Annotated in this window: 17 protein-coding genes; 11 read left to right on the top strand and 6 right to left on the bottom strand. The window is 51.0% G+C overall.

Annotation, left to right across the window (positions count from 1 at the left end; all coding sequences use genetic code 11):
• The first annotated feature begins 293 nt into the window (after positions 1-293).
• From UF06_RS08220 to rimO, 4 genes are all read left to right on the top strand, one after another.
• Positions 294-2,747 carry a glycogen/starch/alpha-glucan phosphorylase gene (locus tag UF06_RS08220; protein WP_045570012.1) on the top strand — a complete coding sequence of 818 codons (2,454 nt, stop codon included), beginning with the start codon at positions 294-296 and terminating at the stop codon, positions 2,745-2,747.
• 138 nt (positions 2,748-2,885) lie between these two features.
• Positions 2,886-5,066, top strand: coding sequence for a 4-alpha-glucanotransferase (malQ, locus tag UF06_RS08215; protein ID WP_045570011.1), 2,181 nt, complete (start codon positions 2,886-2,888; stop codon positions 5,064-5,066).
• 238 nt (positions 5,067-5,304) lie between these two features.
• Positions 5,305-7,485, top strand: coding sequence for a 1,4-alpha-glucan branching protein GlgB (gene glgB / locus UF06_RS08210; protein WP_045570033.1), 2,181 nt, complete (start codon positions 5,305-5,307; stop codon positions 7,483-7,485).
• Positions 7,486-7,690: 205 nt separating this feature from the next.
• Positions 7,691-9,103, top strand: a complete 1,413-nt coding sequence (rimO, locus tag UF06_RS08205) for a 30S ribosomal protein S12 methylthiotransferase RimO (RefSeq protein ID WP_039426538.1) — start codon at positions 7,691-7,693, stop codon at positions 9,101-9,103.
• Positions 9,104-9,166: 63 nt separating this feature from the next.
• Here the strand turns inward: rimO and UF06_RS08200 are convergent, their stop codons facing one another.
• The gene (locus tag UF06_RS08200; protein WP_045570032.1) at positions 9,167-9,754 is read right to left on the bottom strand and encodes a LysE family translocator; all 588 of its coding nucleotides are present in this window, start codon (positions 9,752-9,754) and stop codon (positions 9,167-9,169) included.
• 136 nt (positions 9,755-9,890) lie between these two features.
• On the opposite strand from UF06_RS08200, the gene UF06_RS08195 reads away from it, so the two are divergent.
• Both UF06_RS08195 and UF06_RS08190 read left to right on the top strand, forming a co-directional pair.
• Positions 9,891-10,331, top strand: a complete 441-nt coding sequence (locus UF06_RS08195; protein ID WP_045570031.1) for an Lrp/AsnC family transcriptional regulator — start codon at positions 9,891-9,893, stop codon at positions 10,329-10,331.
• 408 nt (positions 10,332-10,739) lie between these two features.
• Positions 10,740-11,918 carry a lytic polysaccharide monooxygenase gene (locus UF06_RS08190; protein ID WP_045570010.1) on the top strand — a complete coding sequence of 393 codons (1,179 nt, stop codon included), beginning with the start codon at positions 10,740-10,742 and terminating at the stop codon, positions 11,916-11,918.
• 8 nt (positions 11,919-11,926) lie between these two features.
• Here UF06_RS08190 and UF06_RS08185 read toward each other — a convergent pair whose 3' ends face one another.
• On the bottom strand, positions 11,927-12,532 hold the full coding sequence (locus UF06_RS08185; RefSeq protein ID WP_045570009.1) for an HAD family hydrolase: 606 nt from the start codon (positions 12,530-12,532) through the stop codon (positions 11,927-11,929).
• A gap of 378 nt (positions 12,533-12,910) precedes the next feature.
• On the opposite strand from UF06_RS08185, the gene UF06_RS08180 reads away from it, so the two are divergent.
• Positions 12,911-14,104, top strand: a complete 1,194-nt coding sequence (locus UF06_RS08180) for a type III PLP-dependent enzyme (protein WP_039463817.1) — start codon at positions 12,911-12,913, stop codon at positions 14,102-14,104.
• 108 nt (positions 14,105-14,212) lie between these two features.
• On the opposite strand, the gene UF06_RS28170 is transcribed toward UF06_RS08180, so the two are convergent.
• Positions 14,213-15,529: a PAS domain-containing methyl-accepting chemotaxis protein gene (locus UF06_RS28170; RefSeq protein ID WP_045570008.1), complete on the bottom strand. Its 1,317-nt coding sequence runs from the start codon at positions 15,527-15,529 to the stop codon at positions 14,213-14,215.
• A 395-nt stretch (positions 15,530-15,924) separates the two neighbouring features.
• The gene (locus UF06_RS08170) at positions 15,925-16,338 is read right to left on the bottom strand and encodes a PaaI family thioesterase (protein WP_045570030.1); all 414 of its coding nucleotides are present in this window, start codon (positions 16,336-16,338) and stop codon (positions 15,925-15,927) included.
• Positions 16,339-16,603: 265 nt separating this feature from the next.
• Here UF06_RS08170 and UF06_RS08165 point away from each other — a divergent pair, with 265 nt between their 5' ends.
• Together UF06_RS08165 and UF06_RS08160 are read left to right on the top strand one after the other, a co-directional pair.
• Entirely contained in the window at positions 16,604-17,524 is a 921-nt protein-coding gene (locus UF06_RS08165; protein WP_045570007.1) for an aminoimidazole riboside kinase, read from the top strand.
• A 385-nt stretch (positions 17,525-17,909) separates the two neighbouring features.
• Positions 17,910-18,674 (top strand): EAL domain-containing protein, encoded by a 765-nt coding sequence (locus tag UF06_RS08160; protein WP_045570006.1) that lies wholly within the window; start codon positions 17,910-17,912, stop codon positions 18,672-18,674.
• 55 nt (positions 18,675-18,729) lie between these two features.
• Here the strand turns inward: UF06_RS08160 and UF06_RS08155 are convergent, their stop codons facing one another.
• Positions 18,730-20,358 carry a glycoside hydrolase family 32 protein gene (locus UF06_RS08155; protein WP_045570005.1) on the bottom strand — a complete coding sequence of 543 codons (1,629 nt, stop codon included), beginning with the start codon at positions 20,356-20,358 and terminating at the stop codon, positions 18,730-18,732.
• Between the two features lie 155 nt (positions 20,359-20,513).
• Positions 20,514-21,500, bottom strand: a complete 987-nt coding sequence (locus UF06_RS08150; protein WP_045570004.1) for a LacI family DNA-binding transcriptional regulator — start codon at positions 21,498-21,500, stop codon at positions 20,514-20,516.
• Between the two features lie 253 nt (positions 21,501-21,753).
• Here UF06_RS08150 and UF06_RS08145 point away from each other — a divergent pair, with 253 nt between their 5' ends.
• Positions 21,754-23,193, top strand: coding sequence for a sucrose-specific PTS transporter subunit IIBC (locus UF06_RS08145; RefSeq protein ID WP_045570003.1), 1,440 nt, complete (start codon positions 21,754-21,756; stop codon positions 23,191-23,193).
• A gap of 162 nt (positions 23,194-23,355) precedes the next feature.
• The coding region (locus UF06_RS08140; protein WP_052702534.1) for an EamA family transporter at positions 23,356-23,984 on the top strand (629 nt) is incomplete at its 3' end.

Here is a 23,984-nt window from a genome sequence, read left to right as displayed (position 1 = left end):
GTTGGAAAATTTATTGTGATCGGTTTTACATAAATGGATTTTAGAAAATTGCCTGTCAATCACAGCGTCATGTTTCTCTTTTAAGGTGATTGAGTGATGGCTGTGATCTTGGTCACTGCAATCTGGTTGCTGAGGTTGATTGGTGAGAGACAGATCACTAACTCATCGCTGGTCCCCCCTCTACGCCCTGACCCCTCCTCCCGTAAAGGCCCAAAAATGGGAGGATGTTTATTCATTGCCATCCATGCACGATGTACCGCAGATGGATTAGAACCAAAGGTGAGATTTCTCTAATGAAACCTACTCAACAAAAACAATTCGACAAAGTGTCGTTCCAAGAAAGTGTCAAAAAACACCTCTCAGCAACTTACGCCCAAACTCTAGAAAACGCCGATAGCCGCGCTTGGTATCTGGCGATGGGTCGTGCGCTCGCGGAGCTGACAACTTTCGACTTACTTGCTACCGAAACCGACAAGAAAATTCTTCAAGCCAAGAGCGTTAACTATCTGTCCCTTGAGTTTTTGATTGGCCGTTTAACCGGTAATAACCTCATCAGCTTAGGTCTGTATGAGCAGATCACAGAGGCGATGGCAGAGCTTGGTCAAAACCTCACCGATCTTCTTGAAGAGGAACGTGACCCATCATTGGGTAACGGTGGCCTAGGCCGTTTAGCCGCGTGTTTTATGGATTCTTTGGCAGCGCAAGAATTCCCAACCGTGGGTTACGGCCTGCACTATGAGTATGGTCTGTTCAAACAATCTTTTGAAAATGGCCGTCAAAAAGAAGCACCCGATGCTTGGTGTGGCGTTGAAGGTTACCCTTGGGAAGTGGCGCGTCCTGAACTGGCGCAACAGATCGGTTTCTATGGCCATGTGGAAGCGTACCAAGAAAATGGCAAAGAGAAACGCCGTTGGGTACCGGGCATGCATGTAAAAGCGATGCCGTGGGATCTACCGATCGTTGGTTACGAGAGCGATACGGTTTATCCGTTGCGTTTGTGGGAATGTCAGGCGATCGCCCCATTCTCGCTAGAGAGCTTTAACAACGGCAACTACTTTGAAGCGCAGCACGCATTGATCGACGCGGGCAACATCACCAAAGTGTTGTACCCGAACGACAACCACGGAAAAGGCAAGACACTGCGTCTGATGCAGCAATATTTCCATAGCGCCGCATCGGTACGTGACATTCTGCGTCGCCACGAAGCGGCGGGTCACGCGCTGGCGGATCTGGCTAAATTTGAAACCATTCAGCTTAACGATACGCACCCAACTATCGCTATCCCTGAGCTAATGCGCATTCTGATCGACGAAAAAGGTCTGACTTGGGATGAAGCGTGGGCAATCAGCTCAAAAACCTTCGCTTACACCAACCACACGCTACTGCCTGAAGCACTGGAAACGTGGAGCGAGTCGTTGATTCAGCACCTGCTGCCGCGTCATATGGAGATCATTTACGAGATCAACCACCGCTTCTTGCAAGAAGTTCGTGCCAAATGGCCAGGTGATGTGGCGAAACAGCAAAAACTGTCGATCATTCAAGAAGGCTTCCACCGCATGGTGCGCATGGCGAACTTGTGTGTGATTGGCTCTTATGCGGTCAACGGTGTTGCGGCGCTGCACTCAGAACTGGTTAAACGTGACCTGTTCCCAGAGTTCAACGAACTGTACCCAACGCGTCTGCAAAACGTGACTAACGGTGTGACGCCACGTCGCTGGTTGAAGTTCTGTAACCCAGGTTTGTCTGCGCTGATCTCTGAGAAGATTGGCACGGAGTGGCCAGCTCATCTTGAGCAGCTAGAAGGCATTACCAAGTTTGCGGAAGACGCCAAGTTCCAGAAGCAATACATGGCGGTTAAGAAAGCCAACAAAGAGCGTTTGGCCAAGTGGGTGAAAGAGAACATGGGTATCGAGCTAGATACCAATGCGATCTTCGACGTACAGATCAAACGTCTGCATGAATACAAGCGTCAGCATCTCAACATGCTGCACATCTTGTCTCTGTACCACCGTTTACTGAACGATGCGAACTTCGACATGGCGCCTCGCGTGGTGTTCTTTGCAGCCAAAGCGGCACCGGGTTACCACCTAGCGAAAGAGATCATCTTTGCTATCAACAAGATCGCAGAGAAGGTCAACAACGATCCACGCATCGGCAACAAGCTGAAAGTGGTCTTCATCCCTGACTACCGTGTCAGCATGGCGGAAATCATCATTCCAGCGGCGGATGTGTCTGAGCAAATCTCAACCGCAGGTAAAGAAGCATCTGGTACTGGCAACATGAAGATGGCACTGAACGGTGCATTGACTATCGGTACCATGGACGGCGCGAACGTGGAGATCCGCGAAGAAGTGGGCGATGACAACATCTACATCTTCGGTTTGGAAGTGGATGGTGTTGAAGCGCTGAAAGCGAAAGGGTACAACCCGTTTGATTACTACCACGCCGATCCGCTACTCAAAGCATCGATGGATCTGCTGCTGGGTGAAGAGTTCACTCCGGGTCAACCTGGCCTACTACGAGCGACCTTCGATAGCCTCCTTGATGGCGGTGATCCGTACCTCTGCTTGGCTGACTTCGCTTCTTATGTGAAAGCGCACGAAGCGATGGACAAACAGTACCGTGACCCAGCGGGTTGGGCGAAGAAAGCGATTTTGAACACCGCCTTGGTTGGCAAGTTCAGCTCAGACCGCTCAATTCGTGATTACGTGAACAACATCTGGAAACTCGAAGCGGTTCGTCGTTAAGCAAAATAACCAAGGTAGCCAACGGCTGCCTTGGTTGTTTATCCACGACTTGGTTGTTTATCTACGCATTGAATAACAACACCATTTGCAGCATAAAACCCTACATTGAAGGCTTGAGAAGTACCTTCGGAGAAAGCGATGAAAGAACAAACAGCATTAAAGAAAGTCGCAGAGATGGCAAGATTAGCCGATAGCTACGTCAGCGCTTGGGGAGATGAAGCGTACGTTTCCGATGAAACGCTTCGCCGCCTGTTGACTTCGCTTGGCTACGACACCAGCAGCGACGAAAAACTACTGGCATCTGCTGAAAGAATGCACAAGAAAGACGTATTGGCCCCTGTTTTGGTTCTACGTGACGGTGATGTGGTTGAGGTTGAGCTTAACCTTGGCGTGAGCGCGCGTGAAAGCGAGTTCAACTGGCGCTTAGAAACCGAGCAAGGAGAGGTACTGGAAGGCTATCTTCAATCACAAATTGTGCGTGACGAGCGTGCCGAGGGTGGCCCTCTAGTGTTTGCACTGCCAAAAGATTTGGCGTGGGGTTATCACAAATTGTATGTCAGCCGTAAGCGTCGCAAAGCGCCTTATGAAATGACGCTGATCAAAACGCCGCGCGCGTGTTTCAAACAAGGCTCGCTGGAGCATGGCAAAAAACTTTGGGGCCCAAGCATTCAGCTTTACACCCTGCGCACTCAGCACAACTGGGGGATCGGTGATTTTGGCGATCTGAAACAACTGGTCAGCGACATCGCTTCGCGTGGCGGTGATTTCATTGGTCTGAACCCAATTCACTCACTTTTCCCAGCAAACCCAGAAGGGGCTAGCCCATACAGCCCATCCTCTCGCCGCTGGCTGAACATCCTGTACATCGATGTGAGTTCCGTGCCTGAGTTTGCCCTAAGTGCGCAAGCACAGCAAAAAGTCGGCAGCGCAGAGTTCCAGCAGCGCCTGCAAAAAGTACGTGAATCGCACTGGGTCAATTACTCTGAAGTTGCCGAGCTGAAGATGAGCGTACTGCCACTGCTGTTTGACGAGTTCAAAGCGCGTCATCTGGACAAAAACAGCGACCGCGCTCGCGCCTTTCTCGCCTTTGTGGAAGATGGCGGCGACAGCTTAGTGCACCAAGCGGCGTTTGACGCTTTGCATGGTGAACTGCACGCTAAAGACAGCAACATGTGGGGCTGGCCCGTTTTCCCTGAGCAGTATCGCCGTTTTGATTCGGCCGCGACGCAGAAGTACATCAAAGAGAACCAAGATCGCGTTCATCTCTACATGTACCTGCAATGGATTGCGGACGGCCAAATCAACGAAGCACAAGCGCTCGCAGAAGAGAAAGGCATGTCGGTTGGTTTGTACCGTGACCTAGCGGTGGGCGTGGCCGATTCCGGCAGCGAAACGTGGGCAGACAACGGTAACTTAGTGCTGGACGCCAGCATCGGCGCGCCGCCAGATGTTCTCGGCCCACTTGGTCAAAACTGGGGCTTGCCACCGCTTAACCCGCAAGTACTGCAAAACACCGCTTACGACGCGTACATCAAACTGCTGCGCGCCAACATGAAGCATTGTGGGGCACTGCGTATCGACCACGTACTTGGCTTGCTGCGTTTGTGGTGGATCCCAAGAGGAGAGAAGGCGACTGAAGGGGCGTATCTCTACTACCCAGTGGAAGACATGCTGGCGATTTTGGCGCTGGAATCTCACCGCCACCAGTGCAGCGTGATCGGCGAAGATTTGGGTACCGTACCTGACGAGATCGTTGACATTTTGCGTGACGCGGGCGTGCATTCCTACAAGGTGTTCTTCTTCGAAACATCGAAAGATGATGGTGGTTTCATTTCACCTAAGCATTACGCGGAGCAATCCATGGCGGCACTGTGTACCCACGACATGCCAACGCTACGCGGTTTCTGGCACTGTGATGACCTGAAAATGGGTCGCGAGATTGGCCTTTACCCGAATGAAGAGCAGCTGCTCGGCTTGTTTGATGATCGCTTGAAGTGCAAACAAGGCATTCTGGACAGCGCACGCTGGCATGGTTATCTGCCAGAAAGCATCGGTCACGACGCGCAATTTGTGCCAATGGATGCTTACCTAAGCGAAGCACTGCAACTGCACGTCGCGGCGGGTTCGTCGGCACTGCTTAGTGTTCAGCTTGAAGACTGGCTGCAAATGGACAACCCAGTCAACATCCCGGGCACGGTCGATGAGTACCCGAACTGGCGTCGTAAACTGTCGATGAATCTTGATGAGATCTTCAGTCGTGACGATGTCAACCGCATCGCCAAACGGTTGAGCGAAGTGCGTGCACAAGCGAGCAAATAAGCCGGCTTTACAAGAGATGACCCGATGTAATGACTTGATTTTACGCACAGAAACTACAGCATGGGTCACTCTATCTTTACCAGTAAATTGGTAGAATAAGTTACCGTTATTATGCCCGCCCCATAAAGCGGGCATTTTTGTTATTTATTGCCGTTTGCGCTTTACTGTGTAACGCAATAAGTTTGTGGTGAACGCGGAATTTAGTTCACAACGTTGGCTGTTTGGCGAGGGAAAAGGTTTGAAAAAAAGTGTAAAAAGTAAGCGAGATCAGGTGGTGGAGAAATTGTCTCAAGCCGCTTACGCCGACCCGTTCTCATTTTTGGGTCCATTTATTGATGACGCAGCAGGCTCACTGCGGGTTTGGATGCCCGGAGCAACTGGGGTTGAACTGGTGCTGGATGGGCAACCACGCATCACCTTAAAGCGCGAAAAAGAAAGCGCGTTTATTTTAGAAGAAAAGCGCGATCTGCATCTAACGCATTACCAATTAGCAATCGATTGGAATGGCGTGGAGCAGCTTATCGATGACCCGTATCAGTACCATACCATTTACGCTGAGTATGACGATCTGCACACTCCAAAGCAGATGTATCACCATATGGGGGCGCAATTTGTCAACCAAGAGCGCGGCGGAAAGTCGATCTCCGGGGTTCGTTTCTTGGTCTATGCGCCACACGCATCTGCGGTGAGCTTGGTCGGCGCGTTTAACGATTGGGATGGTCGCCGCCTCCCGATGCAGCGTCTGGATTACGGCATTTGGGGCCTATTTGTCCCCGGCTTAGCAGAAGGCGTTAGCTACAAGTTTGAGATGAAAGGGCCTGATGGCAAAGGGCTACCGCACAAAGCAGACCCTTGGGGTTTCTACGCTGAGCAATACCCTTCTTTTTCATCGGTCACTTACGATCACAATCGCTACCAATGGCAAGATGCCGCTTGGCAATCTCGCCCAGTCACGGCGAAGCGCAAAGAAGCGCTGTCGTTTTATGAGCTGCATGCGGGCTCTTGGAAACGCAATGCTGATGGCGAGTTTCTTAACTATCGCGAATTGGCCGATGAACTGGTGCCATACCTTACCGAAATGGGCTACACCCATGTGGAGCTGATGCCGGTCTCTGAACACCCGTTCTACGGCTCTTGGGGTTACCAGCCTGTTGGTCTGTTTGCGCCCACCAGTCGCTATGGTTCACCGGATGATTTCAAATATTTCGTCGATGCGTGTCACCAAGCTGGCCTTGGCGTTGTGCTCGATTGGGTACCAGCGCATTTCCCGTCAGATGATCACGGCTTGGCCAATTTTGACGGTACTCCGTTGTTCCACGATCCCGATCCGCGTCGTGGCTGGCACCAAGACTGGAACTCGTTTATTTACGATGTGGGCCGCGAGCAAGTGCGCCGCTTCTTGGTCTCCAACGCGCTCTACTGGTTCGAGCAGTTCCACATTGACGGTATTCGCGTTGATGCGGTGGCGTCGATGCTTTACCTCGACTATTCACGCAGCCACGGCCAGTGGATCCCGAACCAAGACGGCGGCAATGAGAACTACGATGCGATTGCGATGTTCAAATGGATGAACGAGGAAGTGTACAAATACTTCCCGAATGCCATGACCATTGCTGAAGAATCGACCGCCTTTCCAGGCGTGTCTGCCCCGACTTTCCTCGGCGGTTTGGGCTTTGGCTTTAAGTGGAACATGGGCTGGATGCACGATAGCCTCGCGTACATCAAAGAAGAGCCTGTGCACCGCAAATACCACCACAACACGCTCACATTCCCGCTGGTGTATGCGCACAGTGAAAATTACGTGCTGTCGTTGTCACACGATGAAGTGGTGTACGGCAAAGGCTCCATCCACAACAAGATGCCGGGGGATGAGTGGCAGCAAACCGCCAACCTGCGAGCGTACTACGGTTATATGTATGGTCAGCCGGGTAAAAAACTCAACTTTATGGGCGCTGAGTTTGGTCAAACGGCGGAGTGGAACCACGACGATCAACTGCAATGGTTCTTGCTCGATTTTGAACGCCATCAAGGGGTGAAAGCGCTGATGCGTGATCTCAACTTCTTGTACCGCAACGAAGCGGCGCTGCACGATCAAGATTGTGTGCCAGCCGGTTTCGAATGGCGTTTGCAAGACGCCGCAGAGCTGAGCATCATCGCTCACGAGCGTATTAGCGAAGCGGGTGAGCGTATTTTGGTGATCTCCAACTTTACTCCGGTTCCGCGCGACGATTTCCGCCTTGGTGTACCAAGTCAGGGTACCTATTCGCTGTTGCTCAACACCGATGACGGCAAATACGCTGGTGCTGATTACGCCGTGCTGCCACAAGCGAAAACGGAAGCCATCGCGAGCGAAGGTCTGGCGCAATCCATTGTGCTTAACCTGCCGCCGCTGTCGACGCTGTTCTATAAACTGGGCTAAAAATCCGTTTCTAGATCGGCAAAAATGGGAACCGAGCGTTCCCATTTTTTATTGGCTAAATTTTGCACTAAAATCCTTATCTGGCTCTTTGCAATTTTTTGCCGTCAGTTATAATTCGCGCTCTTTAGAGATATCGCCAGCAGCGAAAAGTGGCAATCCGATCACGACCGGCTGGAAGTAATCAACACTGGAAGCAGACCAAGTAATGACAGTTCAAACGTTTACGCCTAACCAAACAACTACGTTGGAGACGGCAAAAAAAACCATCGAGCAGCAAAGCCAAGAAATGACGCCAACGGGCGGCAATAAAGTCGGTTTTGTCTCTTTGGGTTGTCCAAAAAACCTGGTGGATTCTGAGCGAATCCTGACTCAGTTACGTACCGAAGGCTACGAAATCGTCAACAGTTACCATGATTCTGACGTTGTGATCGTCAACACCTGCGGTTTTATCGACAGTGCGGTGCAGGAATCGCTGGATACCATCGGCGAAGCGTTGAAAGAGAACGGCAAAGTGATTGTGACCGGTTGTTTGGGCGCGCGCGAAGATGAGATCCGCGAGGTGCACCCGAATGTGCTGGGCATCACGGGCCCGCATGCCTACGAAAACGTCCTTGAACATGTGCACCAGTTTGCGCCAAAACCCGCGCACAATCCGTTTACCAGCCTAGTGCCGGATCATGGCGTTAAGCTGACACCAAAGCACTACGCTTATTTGAAGATATCGGAAGGGTGTAACCACCGCTGTACCTTCTGCATCATCCCATCGATGCGTGGCGATCTGGTCAGCCGTCCGGTGGGTGAAATCATTAGCGAAGCGGAGCGTTTGAAAAACGCTGGCGTGAAAGAGCTGCTGGTGATCAGCCAAGACACCAGTGCTTACGGGGTCGACAGCAAACACAGTTTAGGTTTTGCCAACGGCACGCCTGTGCGTCAAAACATCAAAGCGCTGAGCGAAGAACTTGGCAAACTGGGCATTTGGGTGCGCTTGCACTATGTCTATCCGTATCCACATGTGGATGATCTGATCCCGCTGATGGCGGAAGGAAAGATCCTGCCGTATTTGGATATTCCGTTCCAACACGCCAGCCCGAATGTTTTGAAAGCGATGAAACGTCCGGGGCGCGCCGAGCGTACGCTGGATCAAATCAAAAAATGGCGCGAAATCTGCCCTGAGTTGGTGATCCGTTCGACTTTCATCGTCGGTTTCCCGGGCGAAACGGAAGAAGATTTCGAGATGCTGCTAGAGTGGCTAAAAGAAGCGCAACTGGATCGCGTTGGCTGCTTTAAATACTCTCCGGTTGAAGGGGCGGCGGCAAATGAGATCGCGGAGCAGATCGCCGAAGAGGTGAAGCAAGAGCGTTTCGAACGCTTTATGCTGGTTCAGCAAGAGATCAGTGCCGCCAAGCTACAAAAGCGTATTGGCAGCACCATGAAAGTGATCATCGATGAAGTGGACGAAGAGGGCGCGATTGGCCGTACCTACGCTGATGCGCCGGAAATCGATGGTCTGGTTTACCTTAATGGCGAAACCAGCCTCAAGCCGGGTGAGCTGGTTGAGGTAGTGATCGAGCACGCCGATGAGTACGATCTGTGGGGTTCGCTGGCTAGCGCGCAGTAAAGCCGCCGATTGTTACCAGCAAATCATCGCAATCAAAAAGAGCCGGCTTGTCCGGCTCTTTGCTTATCCCAGCATAGGAAGGGTGGAGACCAGCAGTAGAAGCGCCATGCTAATGTTGAACCCTTTGACTCGCGTGCTAGTGGTAAGCCAACGCTGCAATTGTGTGCCAGCGGCGGCCCAAAAGCTGACCGAAGGAATGTTGGCAGCGATAAAAATCCCGGCGATCAACGTCATCTCCCACCAATGGCTGCCGCTGCTGTAAACGCTGACCGCAGTCAGTGCCATCGACCAGCCTTTAGGGTTAACCCATTGAAAAATGGCGGCTTGTAAAAAATTGAGCGGCGTGAAATTCTCTTTCTCGGCCGCTTTGCCGCTGGTGGCGATTTTCACCGCCAAATAGAGCAAATAGCTCAGACTGAGGTATTTCAAAATATCATGGCTAAGCGGGTAGTGGTTAAACAGCCCCATCAGCCCCACGCCGACTAAGATCACCATCAGGGCAAAACCGAATGTGACGCCAAGCATGTGCGGAATGGTGCGCACAAATCCGACATTGGCCCCTGAGGTCATCAACATAATGTTGTTCGGACCGGGGGTAAAGGTAGAAACAAACGCAAACAAGGCCAAAGCCCCCAATTGTTGCAACTCCATCATTTTCTCCTCAATTTCTCTTATTGTTGGTTCATGAGATAACGCTTGACCGGTCACGACAATCATAAGTAGTTTCAATGGCAATTTTGTGCTTATATTTGATGACAAAACACAATATCAGCAAGAAAATTTCACTATGGATAAGTTTGACGAAAAAATATTGCACGCACTGAAAAGCAATGGCCGTCTCCCCAATGTTGAGCTGGCAGAGCGTGTCGGTTTGTCGGCCTCGGCCACCTTAAGACGAGTGCAAGATTTGGAGCGTAAAGGGGTGATTCAGGGCTACCGGGCGGTGCTCGACAGCAGTCAACTTGGTATCGGTTTTGTCGCCTATGTGTCGATTGGGCTGGCGTCGCACAGCAAAAAAGCGCAGCAACAATTTGAAGATCATGTGCGCTTTGTCGATGAAGTGGTCGAGTGTCACAACATCACGGGGGCGAATGAGTACTTACTTCGAGTTGAAACGCGCGATCTGGTCAGCTACAAGAAATTTCATGCCGATGTGTTAGGAGAGTGCGAGCAGGTAAAATCCATCACCACTATGGTGGTGATGGATTCGCCGAAAGATGAACGCTAGCAAACTGTATAACCGCAGATGGTATGCCGTTGAGACTTTTTAGGCGAGGATAACAGTTGGTTTGAGTTTGTATAGCAGCGTTCGCCGCCTGCTGGTCTGAACGCTTTCTGAGTTGTTGCGATGACTTTGATTGGCAAGGCTGAAAATAAATCTTAGGCGCTTCTCCTTGATTGTTTGGTCAATTGGTCGGTTACCTGCACGCTTTGAAGTGACTCGAAAATGTTTGTCGAGCGCTTTGGCGTGCTACAAACAGGCTGGAAAGCAGCTAGCAAACCGGGCAAAAAGTCCCACTGAATCCCATTTTGAACGCGGCATGCCACGCACATCCTGCTAGTTTTACAGCGCCTATTCTCACCAAGCGGGATAGGTTTTCAATACGTAACGTTTTGAGAATCAAAAGGGATCAGGATGAAAAATACAATTACTCTGTCTGCCTTGGGGGCGAGTGTTATCGCCGCGCTCAGCGCATGCAATGTCAGTGCCCATGGCTGGGTCGAATACCCCAATGCGAGACAAAACATCTGTTATGAAGATGGCGGTTTCTGGACAAATGAAATCCCTAATCAGGCGTGTCAGGCGGCGTATGATGTCTCTGGCGCGTATCCATTTGTGCAGCGCAATGAAGTCTCTGCCAATGTGCCTAACTATCGTGATATGGCCCATGTAAAAGCGATTGTGGCCAATGGCGAGCTGTGCTCGGCGGGCGATGCGGCGAAAGCGGGGTTGAATTTGCCTTCGCCCGATTGGCAAAGAAGCAATGTCTCTCTGGATGCCAACAATCAGCTGGATTTAGTGTTTGCTGGCGTGGTGCCGCATAACCCCTCTTACTGGGAATTTTATCTCACCAAACCAAGCTACGATCCTTCTTTGCCACTGACGTGGGATGATCTCGAGCTGATCGATAGCGCTGGCGATGTGGCGGTGGATGAGCAAAAACGCTATCGCATTAAGGTCAGCTTTCCGGCGGGGCGCAGCGGTGATGCCATTCTCTACACTCGCTGGCAGCGTGTTGATGCCGGTGGCGAAGGCTTCTACAACTGTAGCGACATCACGTTCAAAGACGGAGGAACCACACCTCCAACCGACCCGACGGATCCACCGACTGAGCCGGGTAACAACCTGAGCGTGCTGGGCTATTTTGTTCCGCAAGGCTTTACGGTGGAATCGGGAGATACGGTGCGTTTTAGAACCTTTGATGCGTCCGGCGCAGAGCTGGTGGATCTCTCTTTACCGATCAGCGCCAACAACACCAGCACTTGGGCGGCAGAGCTGGCAGGGCAGTTCAATGGTCAGCAGCATAAAGATTGGTACATCGGTATCTGGCATCAGGAGATGAACCACTATATGTTCGATACGCGCAACTTGTTTGCCAACCAAGTCCATGCGCCAAGCGCCAATTTCAGTTACGCGCTGTCGCTGGTCAAAGGCGATACCACACCGCCGACCGAGCCAGACAACCTTTGGAGTAAAGACAAAGTTTATCAGGCGGGCGATGTCGTGAGCCACAACGGACGCGAATGGACGGCCAAATGGTGGACCAAAGGTGAGGAACCGGGCACCACCGGAGAGTGGGGCGTTTGGAAATAGTCTCGCGACTAACGATTGGCAGTGCGCACGCGCTGCCAATTCATATACGCTTCATCGGCCATATTGAGCATCGGCCAATCCTCTTCGGTGTCGCCGTAAGCATAAACCTTGCTGTAGTCGCTTAGTCGACAGTGCTGTTTTACCCGCTGTACTTTCTGTTCTCTGCTGCAATCGCCTTGTTGGTATTTGCCCGTATACCGGCCGCGGCTGACCGCCATTTCACTGCACAATAGCTCAATGCCTTGCGCGTCGCACCAATGGCGCAGATAGAGATCGAGCGACGCGGAGACCAAGATGATCCGATCGCCGCGCTGTTGATGCCAAGCCAGTTTCGCCACCGCCTCCGGCCGTAGATAACGTGGAATAACGTCACGGGCAAACTGCGCTCCTATTATTTGCAGCGTTGCTTCTCGGCGGCCTTTAAACGCGATCCAACTGGCGATGGGGCGCATAAGATGACTTGGCAACAGATTGGTTTTGTACAGCAGATAAAACGGCGCGATCACCACTCGGCCCACCCACTTACGCGTGCCTGAGGCGGAATGGTTGAGAAAGAGTGAAAACATATCTTCATTGGTGAGCGTGCCGTCGAAGTCAAACAGAGCCAGATTCATCACAACGCCTTGTTATCTTTTGCTTTAAGCGCCAAGTGTACCTCATCAGCGTTAAGAGGCCGAGCCAAAAGGGAAAATGCAATTGCATTAGGATTTGTTAAATAGATATGCAAAATATAGTCATAAATAATCGTGGTCTTTACCATAAAAAATCTTTTCCTTAGGTGGGACATTTTTTATTGTGCTGAGTAAACGATGACCTTATTATCCCCCTGCTTCTTGATGATAGCCAATCCGAGTACATCACATTCTGTTTTGTGGCAAGGCGATAGAGCAACTATCCAAGAGTGACTTTGACGGCGCCCGCGCGCTCTTATTGACGCTCCACTTTTCATCACGACTCACATGAAAAGTGCCCAACAGACTTGGAGGTTTACAATGGCTCATTCTGCATTTGGTTTTCAATCTATCTCTTCTCCTGCGCTGTCCAATGACGACATCGCGCTGATCGAATCTTCCGTTGAACAATTTGGCGCGCCGCTGTTGCTGCTTGATTGCGATATTATTCGTCAGCAGTACCGTGCACTGAAAAATGCCTTACCCGGCGTGACGTTACACTACGCGCTCAAGCCACTGCCGCACCCAGTTGTGGTCAGAACGCTGTTGGCGGAAGGCGCCAGTTTTGATCTGGCAACCAGCGGAGAAGTCGATCTCGTTGCGCAAGAAGGCGTACCGGCCGAGCTGACCATCCACACCCATCCGATCAAACGTGATGCGGATATCCGCGATGCGCTGGCGTATGGCTGTAATGTGTTTGTGGTCGACAACCTCAATGAGCTGGCGAAGTTCAAAGCGTACAGCGAAGAGGTGGAATTGTTGGTGCGTTTGAGCTTTCGCAACTCAGAAGCGTTTGCTGATTTATCGAAAAAATTCGGCTGTTCACCAGAGCAAGCACTGACCATCATTGAAACCGCTCAAGCGTGGAATATTCGCATTAAAGGCTTGTCGTTCCATGTTGGTTCACAAACCACCAATCCGCATAAATATGTAGAAGCGATCCACACCTGCCATCGTGTGATGCAGCAAGTGGTGGAAATGGGCCTACCAGCACTCAGCACGCTCGATATCGGTGGCGGTTTCCCAGTCAACTACACTCAGCAAGTGATGCCGATTGATGAGTTTTGTGCGCCGATTAACCAAGCGTTAAATGCATTGCCTGATACGGTGCATGTGCTGGCTGAACCCGGACGCTTCATCTGCGCGCCAGCGGTAACTAGCGTTGCTTCGGTAATGGGGCAAGCCGAGCGTGAAGGACAGATCTGGTATTACCTAGACGACGGTATCTACGGTTCGTTCAGTGGTTTGATGTTCGATGATGCCAAATACCCATTGGTGACCATCAAACAAGGCGGTGAGCTATTGCCAAGCGTGTTGTCTGGCCCAACTTGTGACAGTGTGGACGTGATTGCGGAAAACATCATGCTGCCAAAACTGGAAAACGGCGATTTGGTAATTGGTCGTACCATGGGCGCGTACACCAGCGCGACGGCAACAGACTTTAACTTTTTCAAACGTGCGCAGACCATCGCGCTGAATGAACAAGTGGAAAACAGCGAACGTTTGATTGGCTGATAACCCAAACGGATGACCGCAAAAACAAAAAACGCTCACATTGCTGTGGGCGTTTTGCTTTTGTGCCACAAGTGGTGAATTCCAGTGGCACTTTTGCTTGTTATCGGCTTAGAGCTTTTGGTTGAATTGACTGACCGATTCGATGACTTGTTCCGCGCCAGATTTGATCTCTTCCATCAATTGCCCAGCTTGATTGGATAATTGCAACGTGTCGCCAGCCTGCACTTGGCAGTCCGCGATAAGTTCAACCGCTTTGGTGGTTCCTTGTAAATTCTCCGACACCACATCGGCTATCTCTTTAGTGGTCTGGTTAGTTCTTGAAGCCAGTTTGCGCACTTCGTCCGCCACCACGGCAAATCCACGGCCCTGTTCGCCCGCTCGCGCCGCTTCAATCGCCGCGTTTAGTGCCAGCAAGTTGGTTTGGTCGGCGATGGCGCTAATGTCGCCTACGAGGTCATCAATTTTCTGTGAATCGTCTTTCAGTTTTTCTATGTCTTGCGTGGCACGCTGCATCTGCTCGACTAGGCTCTCCATCTTGTCGATCATGCTTCTGACCACTTCTTGACCTTGCGATGTCTGCTTTCCAGTCTCTTCAGAGATGCTGTAAGCCAAATGTGCGGCTTCGGCAACAACCTGTTCCTGATTCACTTGATCGGTGATCACCGTAGCAAACTTGACGACTTTATACAGTTCCCCGAAGTCATCATGGATGGGGTTGTAGGAGGCTTCGAGCCACACGGTACGTCCGTAGTTATCGATACGTTGAAAGCGGTTTGAAATGAACTGACCTGCTGCCAGCTTTTTCCAAAATTCTTTATAAGCGGAAGAGTTCGCTTCTTCGCTATGGCAAAACACGCGGTGATGTTTCCCGGCGATTTGCTCGTTGTTGCTAAATCCCATGCCGCGCAAGAAATTCTCATTGGCGCGGATAATTGTGCCATCAAGGTTAAATTCAATCACAGCGGTAGAGCGATTGAGCGCTTTGAGCAAATCTTCGTGCTCGCGAGATTTACTGATGGTACGGGTTAGCTCAGTGGCAAAAACGATGAAGCTTTGAACATTGCCTTTAATATCTATCACAGGTTGAACAATTGCTCTGAGCCAAGCTTCTTGGTGATTACCTTTCTCTATTTGCAAGGCGCCATTCCAATGTTCACGCTTCTCAATGGCGCTTTTCATCCGCGTATAATGTGGGGTAACTCTAGCATGTTTGGGAACGAGGTTAGTGAGGTATTCGCCAGAGATATTAGCGAGCTTAATACCCAGTTCTTGCTCAAAATTTGCGTTGATGTCAATGACCTTCCCTTGCGTATCAAGCGTTATACGCAACATGTCATTGTTGAGGCTCTCATTTATCTGTTCAAGCGAATACAATCTTTCTTTTAGTTGTTGGTTTTCTCTTTGCAGAGAGTTATTAAAAAACATGTCGGTTTACCTTGGGCGGAGGACAATATTAGGGATTATAGCTTTTGTCATAATTGCTTACATCGTGGTTTAGCACATTCCGCCAAGTAAATTAAAACAACATGTTAAACCACTAGGTATCAACCAGTTGGGCGGCGGTTTCTATCATATTGAACTAGAGGGAGTTTTCTCTTCCGGCAAAATGAGCGGTAAAGCTCAATGCGAATGAGCTGAAAGACAAAACGCCCATAGTGTGAAGTCGAGTGACGAGATCACGATGTCTCTTCGGTCAGCGATGACGCTTTGCCCTTCTCGCTAGGCGAGCAAGGCTTGGCTAGTTCTACTGCCCATTCTCTTTCCGCCTTCAGCCGCCGTTTTTCACTCCACTTTGGCCTTTCTCCCCGTGAGTGTTCCCGCTAGTTTTGCGGCTTTGGCACAATAAATTTGCCACTTGCGCTCACATGAACCTTCCCCTGAACACACAGCTCGGCAGAAAGCTGATATATGCCCCGTTTCTGCGTATCGCAACGGGCGAAAATCATCACCTGTTCGCCAATTGCAATCGGTTCATGGTAACGAACGTCGAGCCTTGCCGTCAGCGCTGGAATATTTTGCAACAGCAAACAGTGCGTCATTGCGCCATCGAGCAAGGCACTGGCGATACCACCATGGAGCAGATTTTGATAGCCCATATGACGAACCTGCGGAGTAAACTGCGCAAAGACGAGGTTTTCTTCACTCAATTGGTATTCCACTCCAAGGCTGTACGGGTTTTGTTGTTCGCTGGCGCAGACAGCACAGCTTTTGTGCAGGGTGAGGGCGTGATTCATGGTGATCCCGTTGGTTAGGCAAATTGAGTTAATAGCATATGCCAGTAACAACGGAAGATACTGGCTGCAATCATTGTTTGCAGCCAGTGACAATTACCCTTTCTTGGGAACGATACCGGAAAAGGTTTAAAAAGGCATGTTTGGCGCTACAAAAATTTTTGCATGATCACAAATTTAAACTCAGCGCCGATCGGTTTGAGCATCGTGACTTTTCATCTTAAGTACATGGTTTACACTGAGCGCAGGCTATATTTGGAGAATTGAGATGAGCAGAGTATGGGTAACGGGTGATGCGGTGGTGGATTTGATCCCCGATGGTGAAGCGCACTACCTTAAATGTCCGGGTGGCGCGCCTGCCAATGTTGCAGTGGCGATTGCTCGCCTAGGTGGAGATAGCGCGTTTTTTGGTCGAGTCGGGAACGATCCCTTTGGGCGGTTTATGCAGCAAACACTCAGCGATGAAGCGGTGGATTGCCAGTATTTAACTCTAGATAGCGAAAAGCGCACCTCAACGGTGGTGGTCGACTTGGATGATAGCGGTGAGCGTAGCTTCACTTTTATGGTCAAGCCAAGCGCGGATCAATTTCTCCAACCTACTGACATCCCGAGATTTAAATCGCGCGAGTGGCTGCACGTTTGCTCGATTGCCTTGGCCAACGAGCCCAGCCGTAGCAGCACGTTTGAAGCGATCGCGCGGATGAAACAGGCTGGCGGTTTTGTCAGCTTTGATCCAAACTTGCGCGAAGAAGTTTGGGCGAAACCTCAGGAGCTGATCGAGGTGGTGATGCGCGCGGTCGCGCTGGCGGATGTGGTGAAGTTCTCCGAAGAAGAACTGATGCTGCTCACCCAAACGGCCTCGATTGAAGAAGGTTTGGCGGTATTGGAAAGCTATGTACTGCCGCTGGTGGTAATCACCCAAGGTGCCAAGGGTGCTTTAGTGGTGGCGGGCAAAACGCAGACGTTGGTGAGCGGAAAAGTGGTGAAGCCGATTGATACGACCGGAGCGGGCGATGCGTTTGTCGGCGGTTTACTCTACCAGTTGTCTGTCGCAGAGGATTGGCGCTCGGCTGAGGCCATTACTCAGGCTATTACTTGGGCGCATGGCTGTGGTGCGCTCGCTACGACGCAGAAAGGGGCGATGACGGCACTGCCCAATCAAGCGGCGCTTATGGCCTTTCTTGCTTGATGGTACGAGTGAATCTGTTTTGGGCGAGCCGAGAGCTCGCCTTTTTTCTGTTGTCGTTTTTTGTCTGCCTTGATCACAAAACCAATTCAGATCGTGAATCAGATTAAAGTTTTCTATTTTATTTCGGGATCGTTCCCTGAAGTTGCAGTATAGTCTAGCTACACAAGATAACGTTGGCATGCTTGCTACCTACCTAGGTTGGTCGTGATGTTGAAAAGAGCACACAACAGCGTGTTAGCGAAAGATACTGCAACTTGTCATATTGCGAATTGGTTTATCGGGGAGCGTTTGCCACTTTTCCCACGCGTAAACTGCCAGCTTGCCTAGTTGCGTTCAACTCAATAGCCAGCTAGTCTTTAGAGTAAATCTCTAATAAGGCTAGGATATGGCAGAAGAATTGATGCAAGGCGAGCGAATAACCTGCCGAAATTGTGCTGATAAAAATCAGCTGGGTTTCGATTTTTCGATGGCGTTTCAACCCATCATTAACTGCCACACGCAAAGTGTCTTTGGTTATGAAGCTTTGGTTAGAGGGCTGAATAACGAACCTGCTTTTTCTATCATTTCTCGTATTACCGACGAAAATCGTTATCTGTTTGATCAGTTGTGCCGCGTCAAAGCCATTTCGTTGGCGGCGAAGCTAGGCATCGAGTCGATGCTGAGCATCAACTTTCTTCCCAATGCGGTTTACCAACCTGAGCGCTGCATTCGCACCACGCTGGAAGCGGCGAAAAAGTATGATTTCCCGACTGAAAACATCATGTTTGAGTTTACCGAAGTCGAAAAAATCGAAGACAGCCAGCACGTTGAGCGCATCGTCTCCTATTACCAATCGTTAGGCTTTAAAACCGCGATCGACGATTTTGGCTCGGGCTATTCTGGTTTGAGCCTGCTGGCGGATTTTCAAACCAACATTGTTAAACTGGACATGGGTTTGATTCGGGATATTGACCGCGATACAACGCGCCAATCCATCGTCACGCACTGTTTGGCGATGTTTCGCGATCTTAATATCACTCCGCTTGCAGAGGGAGTGGAGAGTGAGAGTGAATATCGCTGGCTAAAAGAGGCTGGGGTGGCGTTGATGCAAGGTTATTTTTTTGCCAAGCCCGGTTTTGAGAGTTTGCCGAGCGTGGATTTTATGGACTAGATATCACCATAGGCTAAAGAAAAACCACCGTTGGCATGCGGTGGTTTTTTTCGTTTTAGCGCGGTGCAAACGGCCAGGACATGGCGTTTAGCGGGGTAAAGTGTGTCTGCTCTTTAGCATGGAAAAGCGAGATTTGCGTTGCCTCTGGCGGAGTAAAGATACGCCCTGTCATCACTTTTTCTCCGTCATTGATGAAGATTTCCAGCGAAGAGTTATCGGCTAGAATGTGCAGCTTCACTTTGTCGGACGTGAGCGCGAGTTCGCGAATGGTATCGCCTTGTCGAATCTCGGTGGCGCTGCGATCAAAACGCAGCACTCGCTGCTGTGCGTCTAAAGCTAGCACCACGCGATGCTGCTCATCGTGCATTAAGTGCAGTTCGCTGCCCCAAGGCAGAGTGACTTGCAGTTCAAAGCTTTTAGTACCAAGCGTGATTGGCTGGGCGCTTAGCGCCAGTGATTGTGTTTCGCCGCGCAGAGCGTCCAGTTCGGCCGTTGGCTGCTGGATAATTTGACCTTCTTGCCAACGAAGTTCACGCAGCGCGGTGAACTGGTGGATCCAGCCGTTCTCACAACTTGGGTGATCAATTTCGTCGGGTAGCCCCATCCAGCCGCACATTACGCGGCGACCATCGGCGGTTTGCAGGCTTTGCGGTGCATAAAAATCAAAGCCAGCGTCCAGTTCCCAACCTCGCAGAAAATGGAACCCGCCTTGTGCATCCTGCTCAACGCGAAAGATGCGGTTTTGGTGCACTATGGTGTGGTGCGGGTTATCAGAGGTGATGCCTTGGGGGCCGAACACGACAAACTGCTCACCATCGATCTCAAACCAATCCGGGCATTCCCACATATAGCCATACGGTGCCAGTTCGTCGCCGTAGAGCTTATCGAACCGCCACTCATGCAGATCCTCACTGTGGTACACTGCTAACCTGCCTTGCAAATCTTGCGTCTGCGCACCAAGCAACATGTGCCAACGACCTTGTTTGAACACCACTTTGGGGTCGCGAATATGCTCGGTGACACCGGGCGGCAACGTGCGGATCACTGGCCCTAATTTGGCAAATTTGCCATTTGCATCAAGGCGAGCTGCACACTGCATGGTTTGTCTGTCACGTTCATGGCCAAGGCGTGTGTTGCCGGTGTAGAACAGCCACAAATCGTCGCCATCACTGACCGCATGACCAGAAAATACCCCGTGACTATCGAACCAATCTGAAGGGGTGAGGGCGATGGACTGCCAAGCCCAGTTGACGAGATCCGCGCTTTTCAGGTGTACCCAGTATTTGTCTTTGTGCTCACAGGCAAAAGGGTACCATTGATAGAAAAGGTGATATTCACCTTGATGATAAATAAACCCATTCGGATCGTTGAGTAAGCCTTGTGGCGGTGAAATGTGCCATTGTGGGCGATACGGGCAAGCGGTGGGTTGCAGATACTGCGAGGCTTGTTGGCGCTGGCGAGCAGCGATAGCCAAACCCACCTTGGCAAGATCCTCATCGCTGATGCTGGCATCGCGCGCCATCGACAGTTGCCATTCTCCGAGTACAGACTCGGCGCAGACCGCGTCGGGCTGTGTAACGCGCTTTGCGTCGATCACGGCAACCGTCACTTGCCCCTTCGGCGCCAAAATTCGTTGGATATTATCGAGCCCGCCGGCGAGTTCGATAAGCTTTTCTAGTGACATAACTTACCTAATAATAAATTCGGGAACGTTCTCAAAAATATAAAACAAAGAAGATTTAGGCAAGTCTTTCTGGCAAAAGAGGAGGGCAGAGTGTCAGTGAGTGTGAGGCCGGGCACAGAAACCCGGCACAAAAGAGAGAAAACCGAGAGGGGAGCTCAGCAAGTTTCGCGGCTGATATTTTGGAAGGTAAGCACCACTTTACTCATTTCCTGACCGCGCCCCGCTATGCGTTCAAGTAGCATTTTTGCGGCATTTTCTCCTGCTTTATCAAAGGCATAGTTGAATGTTGAGAGTGAGGGTGTGCTGACGTAAGCGAGTTCATCGTTCCCCACGCCCAGCACTTTGATCTGCTCGCCAACCCGAACGCCCTCTTCTTGCAAGGCTTTGACCGCCCCCACCGCTAAACGGTCGGTGGCGCAAAACAGGCCGTCGAGTTTAGGATGCGCTTTAAGCTGTTCCTTCGCTAAACGGTAGCCCGACTCAATAGAGAAATCGCCGCGAACATGGAACAAAATCGCTTGTTGATGAAACGCCAAAGATTGCTCTAACCCCTGTGAGCGCAGCACATCCACGGCGATGTCATCCCTTTGCACGCCAATAAAGCCGATTTGCGAGCAGCCCGCTTGGACTAAGCGGTTACCTGCCTCAAAGCCGACACGCATATCATCATGTACCACGCTGGGAATATTGTGCATGGAGCCATCTTGCCCGACCAGCACCACGGGCACGGCGGATTGTTGGATAGCTTTGACCAGCGGCGCGTCTAAATGGGTGGCGTAAAAGACAATGCCTTCGACACGCTTCTGGTTAAATATCTGAATATATTCAAGTTCTTTTTCATGAACTTGATGTGTATTGGCCAGCAGAACGTGTTTTCCTGCTTGTTCAAAAATGGCGGTGAGGCCATCCACACCTTGCGCCGTCGCATGGGAAGAGACGCGCGGTACAATCACCCCGATCAAATTGGTCTTTTGTGATTTTAAATCTTTGGCGACTTGATTGACGACGTAACCACATTCGGCAACGGCTTGTAAGACTTTGATTTTTGTTGATTCTTTTACGCCGTACTCGTCGTTGATCACCCGAGAAACCGTCGATTTGGACACGCCAGCCATTTTGGCGACGTCATGCAAACTTGCCATAAAGCATCCTATTTCACATTTCATTTGGGATTGATTGCAGAACTGGTCGATCTCAATCCGCTTTTAACGTGATTCTACCCTTGTTTTACGGATCCTCTGCGTTGAATTTGCCGATCCCACTCACAGATTTCACCCGCATGTTTTGACCGATGGCGATTTATTGACAAGAATTCGTTTTGCAAACGTTCCCAAAAATGAAAACAAAATCGCAGTCAACCACTATACTGAAACGAAACAACAATCGGGGTGAGTTATGGACTATCCAGTCATAGCAAAACAACTTTTAGAACATTTGGGCGGTAAAGCCAACATTCAGGCATTAGCGCATTGTGCGACACGTCTGCGCTTAGCCGTGAAAGATGAAGCGCTGATCAATGAGAGTGCGATTGATTCTCTAGACGGGGTGAAGGGCCAGTTTAAGGTCGCTGGTCAGTACCAGATCATTTTCGGTTCGGGCATCGTCAACCAAGTGTATGCCGAAATGGCGAAACTCACCGGTATGGCAGAGATGTCGACCAACGACGTTGCCAGCGCGGGCGCAGAAAAGCAGAATATTGTGCAGCGTGCGGTCAAAGGTTTGTCGGATATTTTTGTCCCTATCATTCCGGCGATTGTCGCGGGCGGCCTGTTGATGGGTCTGTTTAACGTGCTAACCGCCAAGGGGCTGTTTATTGATGGGCAATCGTTGATTGATGCCAATCCGGGCCTTGCTGATCTCGCCAGTATGATCAACACTTTTGCCAATGCGCCTTTCGTTTATCTCCCTGTTTTATTGGCATTTTCTGCTTCTCGCAAGTTTGGTGGCAACCCATTCCTTGGCGCGGCACTTGGCATGTTGATGGTTCACCCTGACCTCCTAAATGGCTGGGGTTTTGGTAGCGCGACGGTTTCTGGTACGGTGCCGACGTGGAATATTCTCGGTCTGGAAATCCAAAAAGTAGGCTATCAAGGCTCGGTGCTTCCTGTGCTAGTGTCGGCGTTCATCTTGGCGAAAGTGGAGCTTGGCCTGCGTAAAGTGGTGCCATCGGTTCTCGATAACTTGCTCACTCCAATGTTGGCAATTTTCATCACTGGTTTCCTTACTTTCACGCTGGTAGGTCCGATCACTCGTGATGTTGGCTTTATGTTGGGCGACGGCTTGAACTGGCTGTACGATTCGGCGGGCTTTATCGGCGGCGCACTGTTTGGCTTTATCTACGCGCCATTTGTGATCACCGGCATGCACCACAGCTTTATCGCGATTGAAACTCAGCTTTTAGCCGACATCGCGACTACGGGTGGCACCTTTATTTTCCCAATCGCGGCGATGTCAAACGTTGCGCAGGGTGCAGCGGCTTTGGCCGTCGGCTTCACCACCAAAGAGACCAAGCTGAAAGGCATTGCGCTGCCATCGGGTATCACGGCGCTACTAGGCATCACTGAGCCAGCAATGTTCGGTGTGAACTTAAAACTGCGCTACCCATTTATTGCTGCGATCATCGGCGCGGCGGTTTCCAGTGCCTTTATCACCCTGTTTAACGTTAAAGCTCAGGCGCTAGGCGCGGCAGGCTTGCCAGGCGTCATCTCAATCAACCCAGAGAAGATCGGCTACTACGTGGTGGGCATGGTGATCTCTTTTGCTGTTGCCTTCGGCTTAACCGTCATGCTTGGCATGCGCGAAAAAGCCAAACAAGGCGTTCGAGCTACGGCGTAATACATCCCCCTAAAATGCGATTACGCTTTCGCCCACTCCATCGAGTGGGCTTTTTTCTACCTAAAACGTCTGACAAAGCAATTTTTGCGTCCGTTTAGCAAAGTCAAAAGCAATTTCTCTGGTTAGGATAGCGCCAAGATTCGATTGAAAACGAGCGCAAAAATGGCCGAGATAACAAGCAAAGCTGACACCAACCAATACCAAACTGGCGCAGCGGCTATATTACTTGCCTGCATTTTATGGGGCACCACCGGTACGGCGGCCAGCTTTACCCAAGCGGTTTCGCCCCTCGCGACGGGTGCTTTTTCCATGGGGGTTGGCGGCTTGCTGCAAGCCCTGATCGCCAGCAAGATCATCGCTTATCAACGTCGTCAGTTGTGGCAGTTTCGCTCGGCGCTACTTTGCAGTGCGCTTGCTTTAGCCGTCTATCCGCTGGCGTTTTATACGTCGATGCAACTGGCTGGTGTGGCGGTGGGAACGGTGGTTTCGATTGCCAGTGCGCCGTTTTTTACCGTGCTTATTGAGCGTCTTTTTGGCAAAGGGTTAGGAGTTTGTCGGCGCTGGTGGCAGAGCTTTGCAACTGGCGCTTTGGGTATCGCGTTACTGGCGGGGGGGGGGGGGGGGGGAAAAGCCGAGGCTCGCGCCAAGGGGGGGGGGTTTTTTGTTTGGGATCCCGCTTGGGTTTGGGGGAGGGGGCGCCCACCCCGTTTTTTCTTTGGGTTGGGAAACGGGGATTGTTATAGGGGGGGAAAAACAAAAGGGGGGGGGGGGGGTTTTTTCCCCCTTGGGGG

Source organism: Vibrio sp. S234-5 (genome assembly GCF_000960595.1).
Taxonomy (GTDB): Bacteria; Pseudomonadota; Gammaproteobacteria; order Enterobacterales; family Vibrionaceae; genus Vibrio.
This window is presented reverse-complemented; position numbering and strand designations above follow the sequence as displayed.

What these genes read in the sequence shown, in the direction of transcription:
- UF06_RS08220 (WP_045570012.1), top strand. Translation starts at nt 294, where the DNA reads ATGAAACCTACTCAACAAAAACAATTCGACAAAGTGTCGTTCCAAGAA.
- malQ (WP_045570011.1), top strand. Translation starts at nt 2,886, where the DNA reads ATGAAAGAACAAACAGCATTAAAGAAAGTCGCAGAGATGGCAAGATTA.
- rimO (WP_039426538.1), top strand. Translation starts at nt 7,691, where the DNA reads ATGACAGTTCAAACGTTTACGCCTAACCAAACAACTACGTTGGAGACG.
- UF06_RS08200 (WP_045570032.1), bottom strand. Translation starts at nt 9,754, where the DNA reads ATGGAGTTGCAACAATTGGGGGCTTTGGCCTTGTTTGCGTTTGTTTCT.
- UF06_RS08195 (WP_045570031.1), top strand. Translation starts at nt 9,891, where the DNA reads ATGGATAAGTTTGACGAAAAAATATTGCACGCACTGAAAAGCAATGGC.
- UF06_RS08190 (WP_045570010.1), top strand. Translation starts at nt 10,740, where the DNA reads ATGAAAAATACAATTACTCTGTCTGCCTTGGGGGCGAGTGTTATCGCC.
- UF06_RS08185 (WP_045570009.1), bottom strand. Translation starts at nt 12,532, where the DNA reads ATGAATCTGGCTCTGTTTGACTTCGACGGCACGCTCACCAATGAAGAT.
- UF06_RS08180 (WP_039463817.1), top strand. Translation starts at nt 12,911, where the DNA reads ATGGCTCATTCTGCATTTGGTTTTCAATCTATCTCTTCTCCTGCGCTG.
- UF06_RS28170 (WP_045570008.1), bottom strand. Translation starts at nt 15,529, where the DNA reads ATGTTTTTTAATAACTCTCTGCAAAGAGAAAACCAACAACTAAAAGAA.
- UF06_RS08170 (WP_045570030.1), bottom strand. Translation starts at nt 16,338, where the DNA reads ATGAATCACGCCCTCACCCTGCACAAAAGCTGTGCTGTCTGCGCCAGC.
- UF06_RS08165 (WP_045570007.1), top strand. Translation starts at nt 16,604, where the DNA reads ATGAGCAGAGTATGGGTAACGGGTGATGCGGTGGTGGATTTGATCCCC.
- UF06_RS08160 (WP_045570006.1), top strand. Translation starts at nt 17,910, where the DNA reads ATGGCAGAAGAATTGATGCAAGGCGAGCGAATAACCTGCCGAAATTGT.
- UF06_RS08155 (WP_045570005.1), bottom strand. Translation starts at nt 20,358, where the DNA reads ATGTCACTAGAAAAGCTTATCGAACTCGCCGGCGGGCTCGATAATATC.
- UF06_RS08150 (WP_045570004.1), bottom strand. Translation starts at nt 21,500, where the DNA reads ATGGCAAGTTTGCATGACGTCGCCAAAATGGCTGGCGTGTCCAAATCG.
- UF06_RS08145 (WP_045570003.1), top strand. Translation starts at nt 21,754, where the DNA reads ATGGACTATCCAGTCATAGCAAAACAACTTTTAGAACATTTGGGCGGT.